This window comes from Castellaniella sp. (assembly GCF_034675845.1).
Lineage (GTDB): Bacteria > Pseudomonadota > Gammaproteobacteria > Burkholderiales > Burkholderiaceae_B > Castellaniella.
Genome location: NZ_JAUCCU010000001.1, coordinates 471,046 through 492,482, shown reverse-complemented (window position 1 = coordinate 492,482; position 21,437 = coordinate 471,046). Strand labels below are relative to the sequence as shown.

The window sequence follows — 21,437 nt, the reverse complement described above, 5'->3', positions numbered from 1 at the left end:
TGCTTGCGATTCGCACCATGCGCTGGTTTGGTGGCGGACCAGAAGCAGGGGCTTTGGCGGGTTTCAGGGGCGGCGGATTTCAAAGTTTGAAAACAACCCGGACAGCGCGGTTTCCACTGTTGGGCCAGGCCAGTCCCTGAGTGACTGACCCTGCGTATTCAGATCCGTGTCGACACAGCCCTGGGGGCGGAAAATCTGCACCGCATAGCGGCGCACATTCAAACTTGCCAGAGTCTGACCCAAGGCCAACAAACCAGGCGCGTCGATCAGGCTGGGGTGCGCGGTGGTGCGGCATTCGAAATCCACGCCACTGTCCAGCACGGCCTGCAGGCTGGCGCGGGCCGGTATGCCGCTGTCTGCCACGCCGGTCACGTACGCGTAGTGGTCAAATCGGGTTTTGATATCCAGTCCCACCCAGTCCACTAAAGGCAGTACCTGAGCCAGCCGTCGGGGGTGGGTTCCCCCGGTGTGCAGGCCGATTTTGTAGCCCAATTCTTGTACTTGCTGCATGGCCGAGGCCAAGCCAGGGTCCATGGTGGGCTCGCCGCCGCTGAATACCACGCCGTCGATCAGGCCGGTACGGCGTCTTAGAAAAGCGATGATGTCATCCCAGGGGACAGGACTGTCGGCGGTGCGCGGTTGCAGATGTGGGTTATGGCAATAGCCACAGCGCCAGGGGCAGCCCTGGACAAAAATCACGGCGGCCAGCAGGCCGGGATAATCTGTGGCGGTAAAGGGCACCAGGCCACCGACCTTCAGGCGCTGCTGATCGCCTGTGACCGTTGGACGGCGGGGCTGCGTTGCGGCGCGGATTGCCTCGGGCAGCGAGTTTGCATCAGCAGGGGTGAGATCGGTGGCGGGCATGGGTCGGCCTGTGTTTATGCAGTGTGGGTGGTTGATGCCTGCCCAGGATGGCGCTCGATAAAGAAACGACGCTCGTGGAATTCGCCCTTTTTACCAATATTGAAGGATGAGACCGGGCGGTGGTAGCCCATGACGCGGGTCCAGATTTCGCACGGCTGACGCTCGCTGTCTTGCAGAGTGATTGGGGCTTGTTGCATATGAGTCTCCTGAGTGAGAACGCGCTTTCGCCGGATGCGGCAGCGCAAAATAAACTGTAGCTGGCGTGTTGCGGGCAGCTTGGGTTCAGGCTGAAAATGCCGATGTGAGGCTGGTGTCTGGCTGAGTCTCCTGCTGTTTTCCCAGTATCAGTTCGTCGTCGCAGTGCGGGCAGAAATCATGCCGTCCCGGCAAATAACCATGTTTTGGGCAAATGGAAAAGGTGGGCGTGATCGTGATGTAGGGCAGTGAAAATCGGCTCAGGGTGCGGCGCACCAGGGTGCGGCAGGCCTCGGCGGAAGACAGAGGCTCAGTCATGTACAGATGGAGCACGGTGCCCCCGGTGTATTTGCGCTGCAGCTCGTCCTGGCGTTCCAGGGCCTCAAAGGGATCGTCGGTAAAGCCCACCGGTAATTGGGACGAATTGGTGTAGTACGGCATGTCCGCTGTCCCAGCTTGCAGAATATCGGGCCAGCGCATGCGGTCTTCCTTGGCGAAACGGTAGGTGGTGCCTTCGGCGGGGGTGGCCTCCAGGTTGTACATATGCCCGGTGGATTCCTGGAATTCCAGCATGCGGGTGCGGACATGGTCCAGCAGACGCACGGCGAAGTCATGGCCCCAGGCGCTGGTCAGATCATGCGCGTCTGCGGTGAAGTTGCGGATCATCTCGTTGATGCCGTTTACCCCGAGTGTGGAAAAATGGTTGCGCAGGGTGCCCAGATAGCGCCGGGTATAGGGGAATAAGCCCTGATCCATGTGCTGCTGGATGACGCGGCGCTTGATTTCCAGGCTGTCGCGACCCAGCTCCAGCAGAGTGTCCAGGCGGGCCAGCAGGGCAGCTTCATCGCCCCGGTGCAGGTATCCCAGCCGGGCGCAATTGATGGTGACCACGCCCAGCGAGCCGGTTTGTTCAGCAGAACCAAACAGGCCGTTGCCGCGTTTCATCAGCTCGCGCAGATCCAGTTGCAGGCGGCAGCACATGGATCGGATCATGTTCGGCTTCAGTTCCGAATTGATGAAATTCTGGAAGTAGGGCAAGCCGTATTTGGCGGTCATCTCGAACAGACGCTGGGCGTTGGGGCTGTCCCAGTCGAAGTCCGGCGTGATGTTGTAGGTGGGGATGGGGAAGGTAAAGGCGCGGCCACGGGCGTCGCCCGCCATCATGACCTCGATGTAGGCCTGGTTGATCAGGTCCATCTCGGCCTGCAGTTCGCCGTAGGTGAACGCGACTTCCTGACCGGCGATCACCGGAACCTGATCGCGCAAGTCTTCGGGGCAGACCCAGTCGAAGGTCAGGTTGGTGAATGGGGTCTGTGTGCCCCAGCGCGAAGGCACGTTCAAGTTGAAGATCAGTTCCTGCATGCATTGGCGCACGGCGGCGTAGTCCATGCCGTCCTGGCGGATAAAAGGCGCCATATAGGTGTCAAAGGAGCTGAAGGCCTGGGCGCCGGCCCATTCGTTTTGCAGGGTGCCCAGAAAGTTGACGATCTGGCCGACTGCGCTGGACATATGCCGTGGCGGGGCGGATTCGACCTTGCCGGGCACGCCGTTCAGGCCTTCGGTCAACAGGGTACGCAGCGACCAGCCCGCGCAATAGCCGGACAGCATATCCAGGTCGTGGATGTGCAGGTCCCCCTGGCGGTGCGCCTGGCCGATGATTTCCGGGTAGACATGGCTGAGCCAATAATTGGCAATCATCTTGCCTGAGGTGTTCAGGATCAGGCCACCCAGCGAGTAGCCTTGATTGGCATTGGCATTGACGCGCCAGTCTTGTTGCTGCAGGTATTCGTCGATGGATCGGATGACGTCGATCTGCGGAATTGGGCGGTTGTCGAAGGCAGTATCGACGTTTTTGGCAGTCCGGGTGGGCGCTGGGGTATCCATGGTTTGTTCCTATATATTGTGCTTTGTTGGATAGTAAACACTATATATAGTGGTATCAAGCGATTTGGTGGATTTGTTCGATAGGCTTGATCCGGATTAATTCCAGTGTGGCGGGGATAAAAAAAACCGCCAGAAAATATCGGCGGTGTTTGTCAGGCCGAAGGCCTGGGGGGCTGATCGTGCTTACGGCACGATATGGAAATCAATGACGATTTCGCCTGGGTTGCGGGCCAGGTATTCAAACTGGATGTTTTCGCCAAAGTGGTTTTTCAGTTGCTGCAGCAGGGGCAGGGGGTCGTGGTCGTTGCAAAAACGCATGGTTTCGCCAGGCTGCAAGGCCGACAGAGCACCAAAGATCGCGGCATGGCGAAAGCGTTTGGCAATGCCCCGGGCGTCCAGGGGATAGGTGTTTTCGGCAAACATGGGGATAGCGTCAGAGGCCACGGTGCGTTATTCCTGAAAAATGAATTGGAGATTCTGATTATAGGAACGCAGGGGGCTGGTCTGGGGGGGTAGCCCTATGCCGATCAAGGGATAGGCGTGGCGCCGGACTGGTCGGGGTGGCGTTGTTCCCAGTCTTTAATGGCTTGTTGCCAGGCGCGCTTTTCGTCAGCGTAAGTGTCGTACACGCAGGGGGTGCAGCCGTTGCCGCAGCATTCGTTCAGGTCGGGCTCGATGGGCTCGATGGGGCGTGGGTCATCATTCAAGGCAGGTGTATTCGTCATCTTCTTCAGGGTGGGCCGGTTGCCGAAGGTCTGCCCGCTGCGCTGGCCCAGATGGCTTGGTCATGCGCACGCAGGCGCGATGTTCAGACGCAACTGAGGTTGGCCTGGTTGCTGCGCTGGATGGCTTCGGGGATATCGATGCGCACGCTGGATTGGACGCGGCCATCGATGAACATCATCAATTCGCCGGCGCGAAAGGGAATCCAGGTCTCGTTGTCGGTCAGGGGTTTGGTGGTGATGACCGATACGCAGTCGCCGTGTTTGGCGTAGTGGGCAAAATCCAGTGTGATGTCCGTGTCGACCAGATGGGCCACCTGGAAGGGCCAGGCGCGAGTGATATAGGACAGGCTGGTGGAGCAATGTGCCAGCATGCAGCGGCCATTGGCCAGCAGAAAATTAAAGACTCCATACTGGGTCAGTTCGGCGGTCATTTCGGCTACGGCGGAGAACAGCGCTTGGTCGTCTGGCTCGGTGCGGCCAAATCGATGGCGCAGGCCTTCCATCATGAAACAAAAGGCATGCTCGCTGTCGGTCTGTCCAATCGGCAAGAAATCGCCCTGCAGGGTTGGTTCAAAGGATTTCAGGTCGCCATTGTGGGCGAACAGCCAGTGCCGTCCCCAAAGCTCGCGCACAAAGGGATGACAGTTTTCCAGTTCCAGCGCGCCCTGGGTGGCTTTGCGGATATGGGCGATGACGTTGCGCGATTTGATTGGGTAGCGCTTGATCAGATCGGCCACGGGGGAATGGCAGCAAGGGGCATTATCCAGAAAGCAACGAGAACCGCGGTTTTCGTAGAAGGCGATCCCGAAGCCATCAGCGTGATGGTCGGTGTCTCCCCCGCGGGCGGCAAAGCCCGTAAAAGAAAACGTGATATCGGTCGGCGTGGCGCAATTCATGCCCAGTAGCTGACACATGGCAGACCCCAGGAAAATGACCCCGGAATCCAATGCCGGGATAGTTCAGGCTTGAATTGTAACCCCGTGCCGCCGAGGTCGCAGGAATAAGCGCATAACAGACAGCCATGAACAACTGGCTTGTCATCGGCAAGCCACACTTTTTGCAGTTGTATCCGTATCGCCTATTGCCGCAGCATCAGGATTGCCTGGCGGTAGCCGCTGGCGGGATAGATGGCGGGGATGGGGGGGTGTTCGTCGCTGGGTTGCAGGGCCTGGGTGCCGGCCAGCAATGCCTGGATCATGGCCTCGATTTCCAGACGGGCCAGGGGGGCGCCAGGACAGGCATGAATACCCACGCCGTACAACAGATTCAGCTTGGGATCGCGGTCCAGACGGAATTCGTCCGGGTCGCCAAACACGGCTTCGTCGCGATTGGCCGAGGCCCAGATCAGGGTCAGGCGCTCGCCGGGCTGGATCTGGGTGCTGCCCACCCGCACCGGACAGGTGGGGGTGCGGCGGTTGGCGATCAGGGGGGCGTGCATACGCAGGATTTCATCATTGGCCGCCCCGACCAGTTCGGGCTGGTGTCGCAATTGGTCTTGCAGCTTGGGGTGGATAGCCAGGTAATGGGCAATGATGCCGATGCTGGAGGCCATGGTGCCGAGCTCGCCCACGGTCCAGTTGCGCAGGATGCTGACGATTTCGTCTTCGGTCAGCGGGTGGCCGTTGACGGTATCGCGCATCAGGCTGGTGGTGATGTCGTCCGGGGCCTGGTCGCCTGCCAGGCGGCGGGTCTTCAAGAGGTCGCGGATGGTTTGGTCGAATTCAGTGGCTACGGCGGCAATCGCATGGCCGTCGCCCGACAAGGTGGCCACGTTTTTTTTGTGTATCCATTGCAGCAGGGGCTCGTGCAGGCTGTCGGGCCATCCCAGGAATGCGCATTGCATGCGCAAGGCAAAGGGGTGTGCCAGGTTGAACATGATCTCGACGCTGTTGTTGCGCGGCAGGGCGGCGACCAGCTCGTTGCAGATGCGCCGACAGGTGGGCTCGAATGCCGCCATACGCGCTGGACCGAAGTAGGGTTCGATCAGCGCCCGGTAGGCCGTGTGCTCGGGGGGGTCCATGCTGTTGGGCACGGAGACGAAGCGCGATGCCTGGCTGCTGAAGGTCTCGTGGTCTGTCAGGATGCGCATGACATCGGCGTGGCGGAATACGGAATGATGCAGATAATCGCTGTGGGCCACCGGGCAGCGCTGGCGCATGCGGTCATAGGCGGCAATCGGGTCGGCGAGTACGTCCGGGGCGCGGGGGTCCCAGTCCTGGTGTGTGGTCATGCTGTCCTCGGGGGGAGTCAATAAGCCTTGGACAAGGTTTATCAGACTGTATCATGGGGTTTACCCTGGACAGGATAAAGCCCATATATATCAAATATTTATTGCTTAAAACATTGATCTGGAGCAAATCGGGCAGGTCCCTGTTCCCTTTCGCTTGATTCAGATCTATCGTACAAACAGCGCTCCGATCTGCTTGAAATTCTGCCATTTGGCCGCATTTATCTGTCATTGGGGCACGATGCCTCCTCCCAGACTAGGGACACACTCATGCGATTTGACAAACTGACGACCAAGTTCCAGCAGGCCATTGCCGATGCCCAAAGCCTCGCAGTGCGCCAGGACCATCCTTATATTGAAAACCTGCACTTGTTGCTGGCCTTGCTGGCGGACCCGGATAGCGGTTCGAGCAGCCTGCTGGCGCGTGCCGGGGTGGCTGTGCCCCGTCTACAGACGGAATTAGAGCGCCAGCTAAAGACCCTGCCCACCGTCCAGGGGACCGAGGGCAATGTTCAGGCCAGCCGTGACCTGCAGGCTGCGCTGGCCCGCACCGACAAAGAAGCCGGCCAACGTGGAGACACCTATGTGGCCAGCGAGCTCTATTTATTGGCCCTGGCCGACGACAAGGGCGAGGTCGGCCGCGCCCTGCGCGAGGCGGGCCTGCAGCGCAAGGCCCTGGAGGCCGCCATTGATGCGGTGCGCGGTGGCGCCAGCGTATCCGGGGCCGAAGACGAGGACAATCGGCAGGCGCTTAAAAAATACACCCAGGACCTGACCGCCCGGGCGCGGGAAGGCAAGCTGGACCCGGTGATTGGCCGCGACGACGAAATCCGCCGCACGATCCAGATCCTGCAGCGCCGCACCAAGAACAATCCGGTGCTGATCGGCGAACCCGGCGTGGGCAAGACCGCCATCGTGGAAGGTCTGGCCCAGCGCATCGTCAATGGCGAAGTCCCCGAGACCCTGAAAGGCAAGCGTATTCTTTCGCTGGATCTGGCCGGTCTGCTGGCAGGGGCCAAGTATCGTGGCGAATTCGAAGAACGCCTGAAAGCCGTCCTGAAGGAACTATCCCAGGATTCCGGCCAGACCATTGTGTTCATTGACGAGCTGCATACCATGGTGGGCGCAGGCAAGGCCGAAGGCGCGATGGATGCCGGCAATATGCTGAAGCCGGCGCTGTCGCGTGGCGAACTGCATTGCGTAGGCGCCACCACGCTGGATGAATACCGTCGGTATATCGAAAAGGATGCCGCGCTGGAGCGCCGCTTTCAAAAAGTGCTGGTGGACGAGCCCAATGTGGAATCGACCATCGCCATTTTGCGTGGCCTGCAGGAACGCTATGAACTGCACCATGGGGTGCAGATCACAGACCCGGCTATTGTGGCGGCGGCGGAACTGTCCCACCGCTATATTACAGACCGGTTTTTACCGGACAAGGCCATCGACCTGATCGACGAGGCCGCCGCTCGCATCCGCATGGAAATCGATTCCAAGCCCGAGGTCATGGACAAGCTGGATCGACGTATCATCCAGCTCAAGATCGAGCGCGAGGCCGTCAAGAAAGACACAGACGAGGCTTCCGAGCGCCGCCTGAAGGCCATCGAGGAAGAACTCGAATCCCTGCAGCGCGAATACAACGACTACGAGGAAATCTGGAAGGCGGAAAAGGCTGCCGTCCAGGGCTCCCAGGCCGTCAAGGAAGAAATCGACCATGTGCGTGCCGAGATGGCCGAATTGCAGCGCAAAGGTCAGTACGACAAGCTTGCGGAACTTCAGTACGGGCGTCTACCGGAACTCGAAGCCCGTTTGCAAGTTGCCGAGTCCACCCCCAAGGATCCACAGGCCGATAAGCCCCGGCTGCTGCGCACCCAGGTAGGTGCCGAAGAAATCGCCGAAGTCGTGTCCCGAGCGACCGGCATCCCCGTGTCACGCATGATGCAGGGCGAGCGCGCCAAGCTTCTGGCCATGGAAGCCGTGCTGCATGAACGCGTGGTGGGTCAGGACGAAGCCGTGCGCCTGGTGTCCGAGGCCATTCGTCGGTCCCGGGCAGGCTTGTCCGACCCGAATCGGCCTTATGGTTCGTTTTTGTTCCTGGGGCCCACCGGGGTAGGAAAAACCGAACTCACCAAGGCGCTGGCGCGTTTTCTGTTTGATTCGGACAATCACCTGGTGCGCATCGACATGAGCGAATTCATGGAAAAGCATTCGGTGGCCCGTCTGATTGGTGCGCCTCCGGGCTATGTGGGCTACGAAGAAGGCGGCTACCTGACCGAAGCGGTGCGCCGCAAACCCTACAGCGTGATCTTGCTCGACGAGATCGAGAAAGCGCATCCGGATGTGTTCAATGTTTTGCTGCAGGTCTTGGACGATGGCCGCCTGACTGACGGCCAGGGACGCACGGTGGACTTTCGCAATACCGTCATCATCATGACGTCGAACATCGGCTCACAGCACATTCAGAACATGGCGGATCAGCCCTACGATGTGGTCAAAGAGGTCATCCGAGACGAATTGAAGAGCGCATTCAGGCCCGAATTCTTGAATCGGATCGACGAAATCGTGGTGTTTCATGGCCTCGATGCCTGCCATATCGAACCGATCGCCCGCATTCAGCTCAAACGCCTGGCCGAGCGCCTGGCCCAGCACGAAATGCGCCTGGATGTCTCGGAAGCCGCTGTCAAAGAACTGGCTCGGGTGGGCTACGATCCGGTGTTTGGCGCACGCCCCTTGAAGCGTGCAATTCAGCAGTATGTGGAAAACCCCGTGGCACGACTGATCCTGGAAGGCCAGTTTGGTCCGCGTGATGTGGTGCCCGTGGGCTGGGACGGCGAGCGTTTCGTTTTTGAACGCACCCTGCAGTAAGCCTAAGGGGCGGGAAAAGGGCCTTAGCCTTTTCCCGCCCCTTTTTTGTTCGGCAGTGTCTCAGGAGCGTTTGGCAACCCAGCCGTAGACTGCCAGCACGATCAAGGCGCCGACAATCGAACCGATCCAGCCGGCGCCCTGTCCCGCTTGATACAGGCCCAGGGCTGCCCCTAAATAGCCGGCCACGACAGACCCGACTATCCCTAGAATCGTGGTCATGATGATGCCCAGCTTCTGGTCGCCGGGCATGATGGCCCGGGCGATCAGGCCGATGATGAAGCCCACGATGATCATGCTGATAATACCCATGCTGTACTCCTTGTAATGTCAGTGACTGGAGGCAGGATAGCGGGCAGGCAGTGAAAACGTCCAGTCTTGTGTGGCGTTACTTGAGCAACAAAATGTTGGAAATCAGGCCCTGCTAGTTGTTCGGCGGCGCATCCAGCACGATTTCCCACAACTTCCGCACGGCATTGCGTTCCTGCACGCATTCGGTGGCAGGCACCCGTGCCTTTTCTGCCCCCTGTAGCCGCAAGGCATGTTGCCGACGTCGGAATACCCGATAGGCATTCGCCACTTCGGCAGCCAGTAGCCCTGGAATCAGCCCTGCCTGTGCCGCCAGTCCCAGCAGGGCGATGTTGCCCAGGTTGCCCAGCAGCTGGGGATGATTGCCCGACTGACTGAGCACCAGGAACTGGGTAATGAATTCGATGTCCACCATGCCGCCGCTGTCGTGCTTCAGGTCGAAGTCTTCGCTGCGGTTGGGGTGTCCCTGGGAGATCTTGCTGCGCATGGACCGGACCTGTTCGCGCAAGGCCACCGGGTCGCGCGGCAACAGCAGGATGCGTTGGCGGATGTCCTCGAATCTGGCTCCGATGGCAACATCGCCGGCCACGAAACGCGCCCGGGTCAGGGCTTGGTGTTCCCAGGGCCAGGCCTGGCTGAGCTGGTAGCGTTCGAAGGCATCGATCGGTAGCGCCAGCAAGCCTGCATCACCATCCGGGCGCAGGCGCAGGTCGATCTCGTACAACCGTCCCGACGAGGTCAGGGTCGATAGCCAGGATGCTATCCGCCGCCCCAGCTTGGCGTAGCGCTCGCTGGCTTCTTGATCGGGGTCATCGTATAGAAACACCAGATCCAGATCCGAGGCATAGCCGATTTCCTTGCCGCCCAGCTTGCCGTAGGCAATGATTGCGAAATGAGGATGCCCGGGGTCGGTTCGCTGACTGCGCGGCAGCACCTGTGGCCAGACCCGGTGGATGGCCTCGGCCAGCATCAGGTCGGCCAGGTCGGACAGGTGGTCGGCCAAGCCTTCGACGCTGATCACGTTTTCCAGATCCTGGGCCAGCAGTTGGAAGGTGACCTGGTGCTGCACATCGCGCATCAGGTTCATCTGCTGTTCGATGTCTGCCTGGCCGTCGGGCAGCAGGCAGGCATCCAGGTCGTTGCGCAGTTGTTCGGCCAGATCGGAAAAGTCCGGAACCTGCATCAGGCTGTGCCACTCGATCAGGCTGTCCAGCAATAAGGGGTAGCGGGTCAGGTATTGCGAAGCCCAGGGGCTGGCGCTGATGATTCGGGCCACCCGGGCCAGAGTTTCCGGATATTCGGCCAGCAAGGCCAGGTAGGCGCTGCGTTGGGCGATGTGCTCGATCAGGGTCAGCAGGCGCAGCAAGGTAGCAGAGGGGTCTTCAGTGGCCAGTGCGGCCCGCATCAAGCCTGGCATCAGGGCTTGCAGGCGGTGGCGGCTGGTGCGCGGCAGGCTTTGTACCCGATGGCTGTCCAGCAGGCGGTCGATGTGGGCCTGCATGGCCTGGGCCTGTTCGTCGGTGACGACAGTATCCGGGGCTGCGACATCAGTGGGCGAACTGTCTTCCTGGCTGCTGTCCCCGCCCATGCCGGCAATGCGGAAGGCATCCTGAAAACAGTGTGAGACGTACGTGCGGTGTTGTTCGAGCACGGCCTGAAAATCGGTGAGACCCGGGTGACCCATGGCCAGGGCCAGGGCGGTCAATTGGTCGGGGTCGCTGGGCAATAAGTGGGTTTGTTCGTCCTCGCGGTACTGCAATAAGTGCTCCAGCCGCCGCAGATAGGTATAGGCGGCCTCCAGGCCTTGGGCCTGGGTATCGTCCAAAATACCGGCCCGCCTTTGTTTGTGCAGAGCAGCCAGCAGATTGCGTTGCTGCAGGGATGGCTGGCGTCCGGCGCGGATCAACTGATTAAGCTGAATCACAAATTCGATTTCGCGGATTCCGCCTTCGCCGAGTTTGATGTTGCGTTGGGTGTCGATGCCGTGGCGGGCGTGGGCGCGGCGCTGCCAGTCGGTGCGGATGCGTTGACGTAGATCGCGCAGCGAGGCCAAGGCGTCAAAATCGAAATACTTGCGGTAGACAAAGGGTTTGCGCAGGGATTCGAGGGACTGTGCCTGGCTGGTGAATTGCATCTCGTCGAACAGGGCGCAGGGAATCAGACGCGCTTTGAGCCAGGCATAGCGTTCCCATTCGCGGCCCTGAGCGACCAGGTAGTTCTCCAGGGCGGCCAGGCTCCAGGCCAGCGGGCCGCAGTCGCCATCGGGGCGCAGGCGTAAATCTGTCCGGAACACATAGCCGTCGGCATCGACCTCCGACAGAATCGGCATCATCAGGCGGCTGACCTTGCCGTAGAACTCGTGGTGGCTGATGGGGCGTCGGCCATCGGTTTCGCCTTCTTCTTCGTACAGCATGATCAGGTCGATGTCTGATGAGACGTTCAGTTCTTTGCCGCCGAGCTTGCCCATGCCCAGGATCAGCATGTCCTGGGGTGCGCCGCTCGTTGGTAGGCGTGGTGTGCCGTGGATTTCCATCAGGCTGTGCATGGCGCAGGCGTAAGCCTGGCCGATGGCGAGGTCGGCCAGCATCGACATGGCGGCCACGACCTCGTGCAGGGGAGCCAGGCCGGCGATATCGCGCACCATCAAGGTATAAAAAATTCGTTTGCGCAGCCGCCGCAAGGCGGGCTGCAAGACGGCACGCGCAATGGGTTGCTGATCCAGCCCCTGGATTTCCTCGGAAAACCAGGCTTGCAGCACCTTGCGAGTCAGGGGGGTCGCGCAGTCAGCCACTAAACGCGGCTGTGCCTCCGGGTAGGCCATCAGGTGGCGACGCAGCGCGCCGGACCATTGCAGGGCGGGCTTTAATATAATGGCTTCAGGCATTGGGTCCATCATCAGGGCTCAGTTCACCCAGGGGCTTAAAAACCCCTCAACATACTGCAAAATCCCGCATGCGCCAATTCCTCTCTCAGTTCCAGAGTGCCTGGTGGCGTCGCCTGCTGCTCATATTATTGGTTTTGTACTTCAGCCTGGGCCTGGGACTGCTGGCGGTGCGTTATCTGCTGGCGCCACACCTTAACGACTGGCGCCCCCAGATTGCCGCACAGTTGTCGCACCTAAGCGGCACGCAGGCGTCGCTGGGCGACATCCGCTTGTCCTGGCAGGGCTGGAATCCCCGACTGGAAATCCAGGATCTGCGCCTGACGGATGTTTCCGGCCAATTCAAGTTGGCGGTGCCAGCCTTGAAAGCGTATCTGGATTGGATGCCGTCGATGCTATCGGGCCGCTTGTCCTTGCAGGTGCAGGGCATGGATATCAGCCTGGGGCGCTTGGCCGATGGCCGCTTGCATCTGCTGGGCTATCCCCTGGACTCGCAGACTGACACGGATCAGGATGCTCTGCCGGGCTGGTTGCAGTGGGTGCTGGCCCAGCCGCTGATTTCTTTTCGGGACACGACCTTGCGCTGGCATGATCAGCAGGCAGGTACGCCGGAGCTCATGCTGGCGAACGTGCAGGCGGTATTGCAGCAGCAGGGCGATCAGGCCGTGGGTCTGGCCTTGTCAGCTCAGGCGCCGACGGCGGGCGATGCTGCACTGGATGTGCGTCTGCAGGTCACGGATGGTCAGGCCTTGGCCCAGGGCCGTTTGCCCGCCCAGTGGCGGGCCTGGTTGCAGTTATCGCATTTCAGCCTGCCGGATTGGCGCGCTTGGCTGAATGTGCCCGATGACCTGCAGCAAGCAATGTTGACAGGGCAATTATGGCTGCAGTCCGGGCAGGAAACGCCACGCCTGACAGCGCAGCTGGATATGGCGGGCCTGTCCTGGGCCTTTAATCCTGAAGAAGGTGTTCAGGTGCCTGCCGCAGCCATCTGGGCCCAGGGGAGGCTGGATCAATGGCGTGCCTTGGTGCTGGGGCAGAGCCTGCCGCAAGGGCTGGCTTTTGATGTCCGCGCCCAGGGCGCCCGCCTGCAGCAGTCGGCATGGTTTGATCTGCCGTTGGACATCGGCGAGGTGGCGCTGCGAGGGCAACTGACCCGGGACGAGGTCTGGGCGCTGCAGCTGCAACAATTGGCCTGGCATAACGCTGATATCGAATTGCAGGGGCAGGGGCATTGGACCGAGCAGGGGGTACTGGGCCAGTTGGATTTCCAGGGGGCGATTGCCCGGGCTGAACTCAATGCCATCCATCGCTATTTGCCGCGCGAAGTCGATGATGATGCCCGTGAGTGGCTGGCAAAGGGCTTGCAGGCGGGCACTTTACGCCATGGCCGCTGGCTGCTGCAGGGCGATTTGGCCGAGTTTCCTTTTGGCGATCATCCGCAAGCAGGGGATTTTCGGGTGGCGGGCGACTTCACCGGGGCGCGGATCGAATTTGTCCCGGATGGCCCCGCATCACAAGTCTGGCCCTTGTTGCAGGACATGGATGGTACGGCTGATTTGCGGCGCATGGATTTGCAGCTGACGGCGACTCGGGCGCAGATGCTGCCCATGCCCGATCAGCCTATCCGGCTGTGGGGTTTGCGGGCCCGTATCCCCGACATGGAAAACGATGCCATCTTGCAGGTTTCGGGTCAGACCGCCGCAGATGGGGCGGCCTATATGGCGCTGCTGCGGCATTCGCCCATCGGTGCGCTGTTGGATGGTGTGTTTGATGACGCCATCGCGACGGGAGACTGGCAGGTGCCGCTATCCTTGACGATTCCATTGAATGATACGGATGCCAGTCGGGTGAATGGGCGGGTGGATATAGAAAAGGGCCGCTTGCAGCTCCTGCCTCAGGCCCCCTCGTTTGATGCCATCCATGGCAGTCTGCACTTTAATGAAGACCGGGTAAAACTGGTGCAGCCGCTGACTGCCCAGTTGCTTGGGGGGGCGGTCAGCGTCAGTGGGGAATTGGGTGACAAGACTAGCGCTGGGCTGCGCTTTCAGGGGCGTTTGACAGCCAAGGCGCTGGCTAAGTTTATCGCTGTGCCGGGGATGCAGCGCATTAAGGGCTACCTGGACTATGGCGCTCGCCTGAGCCAGCGTGGACGGGCATATACCTTTGATCTGAATTCCGATACCCAGGGCTTGGCGCTGGATTTTCCTGCCCCTTTGACGAAGGCTGCCGATCAGGCCCGTCCATTGCAGCTGATCTGGACGGATGTCGATCCCCAAGCAGATCAGTTGCATGTGCAGCTGGGCAGTGAGGTCCGTCTGGATCTGCAGCATTTGCGCAAGCCCCGTCGGGGTCCATATTTTCAGCAGGCTCTGGTAGGGATCGGGCAGGCGGCTGATGGGGCTGACGCAGGCCTGCGGGTGGCCTTGCATTATCCGCTGATCGATCTGGATCGTTGGAACCTGATTGTGGATGAGTTCTCTATCCCCCGCCGCAATCAGGGGAGCACGACGAAGCAGGGCCAGCGGCCATTGTGGCCAGATCTGTCCTTGCTCAGTGTGCAGGCTGATCAGTTGCGCTTGATGGGCACCCGCTTGGACCGTGCCGTGATGCGGGTCGTGCGTACCCCTGACGAGCATTGGTCGCTGAATCTGCGTTCCGAGCAAACCACGGGCACCTTGAAATGGCAGGAACGGGATGGCCAGGTCATTGGCAATATGGCGGGGAAATTTGCGCGCCTGAGCCTGGGCGATGACGCAGCGGATACGACTTCCTTGCTGCCCGATGCCCAACTGGACGAAGCTGCCGCTTTTGATGATGAGCTGAATTTGCCGGGGGTGGTGCTGCAGGCCGACGAGTTGCGGCTATACGGCCATCCGGTAGGGGCCTTGTCGCTGGAGGGCGTGCGCGATGCTGCCCAGCATATCTGGCGTTTGGATCAGTTGGTCATCGGCGATGCAGATGCACGCCTGAAGGGGACGGGGCTGTGGCAACTGCGGGGGGCTGGTCGGGGGCTTAGCTTGAAGGCCAATGTCGCGATCAAGAATCTCGGCGCCTGGATGACGCGGGCAGGCTATCCGGATGTATTGTCCGGAGGCGCAGGCACCCTGACGGGTAATTTGCGATGGCTGGATTTGCCCTGGCGCCGCGACAAGGCTGCACTGCAGGGTAGTCTGCAGTTTTCTCTGGACGAGGGGCGCTTCCAGAAGGTCGGGTCGCGCACGGCCAAGCTGCTGGAAATCCTGTCATTGCAATCCATCATGCGCTTGACGCACCTGGAGCATAGTCTGGAAAGTTTACCCAAGGATGGTTTCCCCTTTGATCAACTGCGTGGTGCCCTGGATCTGAAGCAGGGGGTGGTGCATGCTCGCGACTATAAGGTCATCGGCCCGGTAGGGACGATTTTGCTGGAAGGCAGCACCAATATTCTGCATGAAACCCTGGATTTGCAGGCCGTGATTGTCCCCAGCCTGGATGTCAGTGGCGCTGCCCTGGCCGCCGGTATTGCCATCAATCCGCTGGTGGGCTTGGGGGCGTTCGTCACCCAGTGGCTGCTGAAGGCGCCTCTGGCCAAGGCCATGACGGTGCGCTACCACGTGACAGGCACCTGGGATGAACCGGTTATCCGGGATGTCCCGGTCAGCGCAGCTGCAGCGTCTTCAGATGCAGGCTCGTCTCGGTCGCCGAAATCCCCTTGATCAGGCGGATGTGCTCCAGCGCATCCGAAAGCTGGGAAATATTATTGACCCGCAGTTCGGCCAGCAGGTCCCAGCGTCCATTTGTGTCGTGCAGCGCCCATACGGCGGGCTCTCCGGATAGCGCGTGCACGATGCGCGATGTTTCGTGGCCCTCGATGGCGATGCTCATCCATGCCGTGATTTCTTGGGCCTGGGATTCAGCCTGCACCCTGACGGTATAGCCCAGGATGATGTGATCGCGTTCCATGCGGGCAATCCGGTTACAGATAGTGCCCCGGGACACCCCTAATTTTTTGGCGAGTGTCGCTACGGAGATGCGGGCATCGCTGCGCAAATAGGAAAGAATTTGGTGGTCCAGAGAGTCCATATTTGTCCGGATATGTACATAACGTCAAATTGAATATAAGAATTGTACAAAAACTTAGCGATTATTGTTAAATATTGACACTATGAATTGTCTGCCGGATTGAGAATAATGAATAAAGCCCGGGCAGGACCACAATAATCAAACAAGGAGACGCATCATGACGCTGATGCTGACAACGACAGATGTCGCCATGCTGGTAGAGCGCATGGGGATTGCCAAAACCCTGGATGTGCTGTCGCAGTACATCCAGAATGATTTCATCCGCTGGGAATCATTCGAGAAGACGCCGCGCCTGGCCAGCCATTCCCAGGTGGGTGTGATCGAACTCATGCCGACCACGGATGCGGATCATTATTCCTTCAAGTTCGTCAATGGACACCCGTCCAATCCAGCCCAAGGCCTGCCCACCGTCATGGCCTTTGGTGCCCTGGCCGAAGTCAGCACGGGCACCCCTTTGCTCTTGAGCGAGCTGACCTTGACCACCGCATTGCGCACGGCCGCCACCTCGATCATGGCGGCCCGGGTCCTGGCTCGCCCCGGGGCACGCACCATGGCCTTGATCGGCAATGGGGCGCAAAGCGAGTTCCAGGCTTTGGCTTTCCATCATCTGCTGGGTATTGACACCCTGTTCATCCATGACGTTGACCCCGAGGCCAGTCACAAGCTGATGGCTAATCTGGCGTGCTGCCGTGGCCTGGATATCCGCTTGGCCGACAGCACCCGCGCAGCCGTCGCCGACGCCGACATCATTACCACCGTCACGGCAGACAAGACCAATGCGCTGATTCTGACACCTGAAATGATCCGACCGGGAGTACACATCAACGCAGTCGGCGGCGATTGCCCGGGCAAGACAGAGCTGCATGCCGATATTCTGTCGCGCGCCACGACATTCGTCGAGTTCGAGCCCCAGTCCCGGATCGAGGGTGAAATCCAGCAAATGCCCGCTGATTACGACGTGGTGCCGTTGTGGGAAGTTGTGGCAGGCAAGCGGCCGGGCCGTCAGTCGGATACCGAAATCACAGTCTTTGACTCCGTCGGCTTTGCGTTGGAAGACTTTTCTGCACTGCATTTTCTTTGGGATCAGGCCCGGGCTTTCGGCATCGGTCGACCGATGGAGCTGGTCCCCGAAGGCAATCCCAAAGATTTGTTGGGCACCATGCGGCGCCTGAGCGCCGGGTTATCGGATGGAGCGGTCATGGGCGCAGGGACCACAGAGCAGGTGCTTGCGGAACCTGACCACGCGCACTCGATTTAAGTGTATTGAACAGAAGTTTAAGGATTGGCCATGAAAGAAAAGACAGTTGCACTGATTGGCGCGCCAACCGATGTGGGTGCGGGTGCACGTGGGGCGTCCATGGGGCCTGAGGCGCTGCGCGTGGCGGGCCTTGCGCAAGCCTTGAGCCGCCAGGGACTGCAGGTCGTGGACACCGGCAATTTGTCTGGCCCGTTCAATCCCTGGCAGGCGCCCGTGGCAGGTTACCGCCACTTGCCCGAAGTCGTGCAATGGAATCAGGCCCTGTTCAATGCCGTGACAGCACAGCTGCAGGCAGGTCATATTCCTGTCATGTTGGGGGGAGACCATTGCCTGGGCATGGGTTCGGTGGGGGCTGTGGCACGGTATTGCCGCCAGCTTGGGCAGCCGTTGCGGGTGTTTTGGTTGGACGCGCATACCGATTTCAATACGGCGCAGCTAACGCCCAGCGGCAATGTGCATGGCATGCCGGTGGCTTGTCTGTGCGGCTTTGGGCCAGACGAATTGGTCAACCTGGGCGGGCAAGGGGCAGCATTGGACGCCGCCGACCTGCGCATGATCGGCATCCGCAGCGTGGACCGTCGGGAACGTCTGTTTGTGCACGAACAGGGGCTGGATGTGTACGACATGCGGATGATAGATGAACTGGGGATGCGTGCTGTCATGCAGGCCGCCCTGGCTGATCTGCCAGATGATGTCCATATCCATGTCAGTTTTGATGTGGATTTCCTGGACCCTGGCGATGCACCGGGTGTCGGCACCACGGTACAGGGCGGGCCGACCTGGCGCGAGGCCCAGCTGTGCATGGAAATGCTGGCCGATACCGGACGCGTGGCATCGCTGGACATCGTTGAGTTGAACCCTGCGCTGGATGTGCGCAATGGGACGGCCAAGGTGGCGGTGCAGATGGTCGAAAGCCTGTTCGGCAAGAGCACCCTGGTGCGTCAGGCGTCCAGCTATTGATAATTAGTTTTTTTGACGCTACGCGGCAGGCAATGTATCTGCTGCGGGCATTCCGATGAAAATCAGGAGACAAACCCATGAAGAAGTTCAAATTCCTTGCCTCGGCGCTGACCCTGGGGTGCAGTCTGGGACTAGGTGGCGCACAGGCCGATACCCTGCGCATTGGTCTGGAAGCGGCCTATCCCCCATTTAGCGCACCAAGTGCCAATGGGGGGTACGTTGGTTTTGATATCGATATCTCCACCGCTTTGTGCAAGCAAATGCAGGTCGAATGTGAGTTTGTCGCGCAGGACTGGGATGGCATCATCCCGGCGCTGATGGCCCGCAAGTTCGATGCCATTATTTCTTCGATGGCGGTGACACCGGAACGCGCCAAACAAGTGGACTTCACGGATCATTACTATCGGACTTCGATGTCGGTGGCCGTGGTCAGGGGTTCCAGCATCCAGAGCCTGGATGCCAAGGCCTACGAGGGCAAGGTCGTGGGGGCGCAATCCTCCAGCACCCCGGGCGAGTATGCCGAGGATGTTTATGGCAAGGCGGGCGCGGAAGTGCGCCTGTACCCGACTGCGGACGAGGCCGGCAGCGACCTGGCCGGTGGTCGCCTGGATGCTCTGGTACACGACAAGTATCCCTTGATCGAGTGGATGCGCAAGCACAGTAAAGACTGTTGCAAGCTGCTGGGCGATTTGCCCGACACACAAGGAGACATCGCCATTGCTGTGCGCAAGGGCGATGATGCGTTGCGTACCCGCCTGAATCAGGCCATCCAGGATATTCGTGCCGATGGTTCGTATCAGCGGGTCTCCCAGCGCTATTTCGGACTCGATATCTACTGATCCGCTTCGCCTGGTGTCTTGTCTCGCGAGCCCATAGGCTCGCTGGATAGGGCACTGGACTGCCTGGCGGCATGGGCCGCCAGTTTCAGCATCCACCACAGGCAGCCCCTCAAGGGCTGGTGATTTCATGCTTGATTCATTGCAGTTGCTATCGTGGGGTAGTCATGGCTGGGGAGATGCCTTGTTGGCAGGCGCAGTGGTCACTATCTTGCTGGCCTTGTGCTGTGTGCCTTTTGGATTTTCGCTGGGCTTGCTGGTGGCGCTGGGCAGTCAGTCCGAACGCGCTGGGCGACGCAGGCTGGCAACCTTGTTCTCCACCGTATTCCGGGGTTTACCCGAGTTGTTGACTTTGTTCCTGGTGTACTACGGCAGTCAGATTGCCGCCGAGAAACTGATGCGGCATTTGGGCTATGAAGGTGGGATTGCCATCAACGCTTTTGTCGCCGGAGTCATTGCCTTCAGTTTGGTGTTGGCTGCTTTTTCCAGCGAGGTCTGGCTAGGCGGCTTCAAGGCGATTCCTGCGGGACAGGCCGAAGCGGCACGCGCCCTGGGGCTCTCGCGCTGGACGACCTTGTGGCGGGTGACATTTCCACAGCTGATGCGCGTCGCCTTGCCGGGGTTGACCAACAACTGGCTGACTTTGTTGAAAGACACCTCGCTGGTCTCGACCATTTCTTTGGCTGACATCATGCGCCAGACCAGTCTGGCCGTCACGGCCACCCGCGAACCCATTCTCTTTTATTCCGCTGCCTGTGTGCTGTACCTGCTGCTGTCGGCCTTGTCCGGGCTATTGTTTTCCCGAGCGGAAAGCCATTTTTCCCGCTTTGCGCAAAAGGCCTGATCCCTATGGAACTCGTCAAGCAAACCCTGTCGTATCTCCTGGATGCCTCTTTGCTGGATTTGTATGGCTTGCGCATGCTGGCAGGTTTCTGGATCACGCTCAAGCTGGTCATGCTGTCGTTTGCGCTGGGGTGGGGGCTGGGCTGGCTGCTGGTTCTGGGCCGCTTGTCATCCAGCCGCCTTGGGCGCGGATTCAGTCGTGGCTATGTGTATTTTTTTCGCGGTTCACCCCTGCTGGCGCAGTTGTTCCTGTTGTATTACGGGATGGGCGCGTTTCGTGAGTTCTGGCAGTCCATCAACCTCTGGTGGTTTTTTCGTGATCCCTGGTGGTGTGCCTTGTTGGCCTTTAGCCTGAATACCGCTGCCTATCAGGCTGAGATATTCCGTGGCAGCCTGCTGGCCATTCCCGCTGGACAGAAAGAGGCCTGCCGTGCCCTCAGCTTAGGGCCGGTTCGATCATTTCTGAGCGTCATCTTGCCGCAATCCATGCGGATTGCAATCGGCCCCTTGGGCAACGAAATGATTCTGCTCGTCAAGGCCAGCGCCATTGCGTCCCTGGTCACCGTATATGACGTGATGGGGGTCACCAAACTGGCATATTCCCGTAGTTTCAATTTTGAAATCTATCTGTGGGCCGCAGTGCTGTACTTGTTGGTGGTCGAAGTTCTGCGCCGCGTCTTGCGTGTCATGGAAGGGCGCCTGTCCCGACATCTTGCCCGCTGACCCTTTTTGGATGGAATCATCATGAATGCTCCTATCGAACATCGTTACCTTCAAACCGCTGGTGTGGCCGATGCAGCGCCTGTGGTGATCGATATTCAGGGCCTCAATAAATGGTACGGCGATTATCATGCCTTGCGTGACATCAATCTGCAGGTGCATCAGGGTGACCGTATCGTTTTGTGTGGTCCTTCAGGCTCGGGCAAGTCTTCTTTGATCCGCTGCATCAATCAGTTGGAAACTGCACAGCACGGCCATATCCAGGTGCTGGGCGTAGAGGTCTCCAGCCCATCCCAGGCTGCTGCCGCAGCTTTGCGCGATGTGGGCATGGTATTCCAGCATTTCAACCTGTTTCCCCACCTTAGCGTGCTGGATAATTGCACCTTGGCCCCGATCTCTGTCCGAGGCTTGCGCAGCCAGCAGGCCCAAGAACGCGCCTGCTATTTTCTGGATAAAGTCGGGATGCGGGCGCACCTGCATAAGTACCCCGCCCAGCTATCCGGTGGTCAACAGCAGCGCGTGGCTATTGCCCGGGCTTTGTGCATGGAACCCAGGATCATTTTGTTTGACGAGCCCACCGCCGCACTGGACCCTGAAATGGTCAAAGAAGTCCTGGATGTCATGGTTCAACTGGCCGCCAGTGGTGTGACCATGTTGTGCGTGACGCACGAAATGGGGTTTGCCCGCCAGGTGGCCGGCCGGGTGCTATTCCTGGACCAGGGCAGTATTGTCGAAGACAATGATCCCGAAATGTTCTTCACGATGCCGCGCTGCGACCGTGCAAGAACGTTCCTGCAGCAGATTCTCAGGTAGC

General features: G+C 59.8%; 18 protein-coding genes. 8 read left to right on the top strand and 10 right to left on the bottom strand.

The genetic code is table 11. The annotated features are described in order from the left end of the window. Nucleotides 1–63: 63 nt before the first annotated feature. The 7 genes from VDP81_RS02400 to VDP81_RS02370 form a co-directional block, all read right to left on the bottom strand. Complete coding sequence (locus tag VDP81_RS02400) at nucleotides 64–864, bottom strand: anaerobic ribonucleoside-triphosphate reductase activating protein (protein WP_322994589.1); 801 nt, start codon at nucleotides 862–864, stop codon at nucleotides 64–66. 14 nt (nucleotides 865–878) lie between these two features. Further along, nucleotides 879–1,061, bottom strand: coding sequence for an anaerobic ribonucleoside-triphosphate reductase (nrdD, locus tag VDP81_RS02395; protein WP_322994590.1), 183 nt, complete (start codon nucleotides 1,059–1,061; stop codon nucleotides 879–881). An 85-nt stretch (nucleotides 1,062–1,146) separates the two neighbouring features. Next, complete coding sequence (locus VDP81_RS02390) at nucleotides 1,147–2,943, bottom strand: ribonucleoside triphosphate reductase (protein ID WP_322994591.1); 1,797 nt, start codon at nucleotides 2,941–2,943, stop codon at nucleotides 1,147–1,149. A gap of 183 nt (nucleotides 2,944–3,126) precedes the next feature. Further along, on the bottom strand, nucleotides 3,127–3,366 hold the full coding sequence (locus VDP81_RS02385; RefSeq protein WP_043681763.1) for a DUF2249 domain-containing protein: 240 nt from the start codon (nucleotides 3,364–3,366) through the stop codon (nucleotides 3,127–3,129). Nucleotides 3,367–3,470: 104 nt separating this feature from the next. Further along, nucleotides 3,471–3,668: an oxidoreductase-like domain-containing protein gene (locus VDP81_RS02380; RefSeq protein WP_322994592.1), complete on the bottom strand. Its 198-nt coding sequence runs from the start codon at nucleotides 3,666–3,668 to the stop codon at nucleotides 3,471–3,473. Between the two features lie 83 nt (nucleotides 3,669–3,751). Further along, complete coding sequence (locus VDP81_RS02375) at nucleotides 3,752–4,582, bottom strand: class II glutamine amidotransferase (protein ID WP_322994593.1); 831 nt, start codon at nucleotides 4,580–4,582, stop codon at nucleotides 3,752–3,754. Nucleotides 4,583–4,746: 164 nt separating this feature from the next. Then, entirely contained in the window at nucleotides 4,747–5,898 is a 1,152-nt protein-coding gene (locus VDP81_RS02370; RefSeq protein ID WP_323011420.1) for a cytochrome P450, read from the bottom strand. Nucleotides 5,899–6,165: 267 nt separating this feature from the next. On the opposite strand from VDP81_RS02370, the gene clpB reads away from it, so the two are divergent. After that, nucleotides 6,166–8,757, top strand: a complete 2,592-nt coding sequence (gene clpB / locus VDP81_RS02365; protein WP_322994595.1) for an ATP-dependent chaperone ClpB — start codon at nucleotides 6,166–6,168, stop codon at nucleotides 8,755–8,757. Nucleotides 8,758–8,817: 60 nt separating this feature from the next. On the opposite strand, the gene VDP81_RS02360 is transcribed toward clpB, so the two are convergent. Further along, nucleotides 8,818–9,066, bottom strand: a complete 249-nt coding sequence (locus VDP81_RS02360; protein ID WP_322994596.1) for a GlsB/YeaQ/YmgE family stress response membrane protein — start codon at nucleotides 9,064–9,066, stop codon at nucleotides 8,818–8,820. A gap of 112 nt (nucleotides 9,067–9,178) precedes the next feature. After that, a complete protein-coding gene (gene glnE, locus VDP81_RS02355) occupies nucleotides 9,179–11,947 on the bottom strand; it encodes a bifunctional [glutamate--ammonia ligase]-adenylyl-L-tyrosine phosphorylase/[glutamate--ammonia-ligase] adenylyltransferase (RefSeq protein WP_322994597.1) in 2,769 nt (922 codons plus the stop codon). Nucleotides 11,948–12,015: 68 nt separating this feature from the next. Here glnE and VDP81_RS02350 point away from each other — a divergent pair, with 68 nt between their 5' ends. Then, entirely contained in the window at nucleotides 12,016–15,639 is a 3,624-nt protein-coding gene (locus VDP81_RS02350; protein WP_323011419.1) for a YhdP family protein, read from the top strand. On the opposite strand, the gene VDP81_RS02345 is transcribed toward VDP81_RS02350, so the two are convergent. Next, nucleotides 15,581–16,006, bottom strand: a complete 426-nt coding sequence (locus tag VDP81_RS02345) for an Lrp/AsnC family transcriptional regulator (protein ID WP_322994599.1) — start codon at nucleotides 16,004–16,006, stop codon at nucleotides 15,581–15,583. The genes VDP81_RS02350 and VDP81_RS02345 overlap by 59 nt on opposite strands. A gap of 157 nt (nucleotides 16,007–16,163) precedes the next feature. Here VDP81_RS02345 and VDP81_RS02340 point away from each other — a divergent pair, with 157 nt between their 5' ends. The 6 genes from VDP81_RS02340 to VDP81_RS02315 all read left to right on the top strand — a co-directional run bounded on the left by VDP81_RS02340 (nucleotide 16,164) and on the right by VDP81_RS02315 (nucleotide 21,436). Next, nucleotides 16,164–17,264, top strand: a complete 1,101-nt coding sequence (locus VDP81_RS02340; protein ID WP_322994600.1) for an ornithine cyclodeaminase — start codon at nucleotides 16,164–16,166, stop codon at nucleotides 17,262–17,264. Nucleotides 17,265–17,294: 30 nt separating this feature from the next. Beyond that, a complete protein-coding gene (rocF, locus tag VDP81_RS02335; protein ID WP_322994601.1) occupies nucleotides 17,295–18,224 on the top strand; it encodes an arginase in 930 nt (309 codons plus the stop codon). A 77-nt stretch (nucleotides 18,225–18,301) separates the two neighbouring features. Further along, on the top strand, nucleotides 18,302–19,063 hold the full coding sequence (locus VDP81_RS02330; RefSeq protein ID WP_322994602.1) for a transporter substrate-binding domain-containing protein: 762 nt from the start codon (nucleotides 18,302–18,304) through the stop codon (nucleotides 19,061–19,063). A 127-nt stretch (nucleotides 19,064–19,190) separates the two neighbouring features. Then, nucleotides 19,191–19,904 carry an ABC transporter permease subunit gene (locus VDP81_RS02325; protein ID WP_322994603.1) on the top strand — a complete coding sequence of 238 codons (714 nt, stop codon included), beginning with the start codon at nucleotides 19,191–19,193 and terminating at the stop codon, nucleotides 19,902–19,904. A gap of 5 nt (nucleotides 19,905–19,909) precedes the next feature. Continuing rightward, nucleotides 19,910–20,626: an ABC transporter permease subunit gene (locus VDP81_RS02320; protein WP_322994604.1), complete on the top strand. Its 717-nt coding sequence runs from the start codon at nucleotides 19,910–19,912 to the stop codon at nucleotides 20,624–20,626. An 84-nt stretch (nucleotides 20,627–20,710) separates the two neighbouring features. After that, nucleotides 20,711–21,436 carry an amino acid ABC transporter ATP-binding protein gene (locus VDP81_RS02315; protein WP_416233239.1) on the top strand — a complete coding sequence of 242 codons (726 nt, stop codon included), beginning with the start codon at nucleotides 20,711–20,713 and terminating at the stop codon, nucleotides 21,434–21,436. Nucleotide 21,437: the final 1 nt, after the last annotated feature.